Origin of the sequence: Hydrogenoanaerobacterium saccharovorans (genome assembly GCF_016901815.1) — a bacterium.
GTDB lineage: Bacteria > Bacillota > Clostridia > Oscillospirales > Ruminococcaceae > Avimicrobium > Avimicrobium caecorum.
This window is the reverse complement of record NZ_JACSNR010000054.1, coordinates 1-235: the sequence shown is the minus strand read 5'-3', so window position 1 is coordinate 235 and position 235 is coordinate 1. Positions and strand designations below refer to the sequence as shown.

Genomic DNA, 235 nt, shown 5'->3' with positions numbered 1-235 from the left:
CACCAACAAACAGATGAACCTGTGGGGAAATGTGGCCCGTTGGTCAAGCGGTTAAGACACCGGCCTCTCACGCCGGTAACGGGGGTTCGATTCCCCCACGGGTCACCAAGTTTTTTCACTTTGTTTTCTTGCACATTTACTTTGACATCAGAGGACGCGAGTCCTTTGACATACAGTCGGTGATTATTACACTGAGGACCCACCTGTTCCCATTCCGAACACAGAAGTTAAGCTC

General features: G+C 50.2%; 1 tRNA gene and 1 rRNA gene. Both read left to right on the top strand.

Annotation, left to right across the window (positions count from 1 at the left end):
• The first annotated feature begins 33 nt into the window (after positions 1–33).
• Positions 34–108, top strand: a tRNA-Glu gene (locus H9X81_RS11660).
• 67 nt (positions 109–175) lie between these two features.
• A 5S ribosomal RNA gene (gene rrf, locus H9X81_RS11655) occupies positions 176–235 on the top strand; the annotation flags it as partial.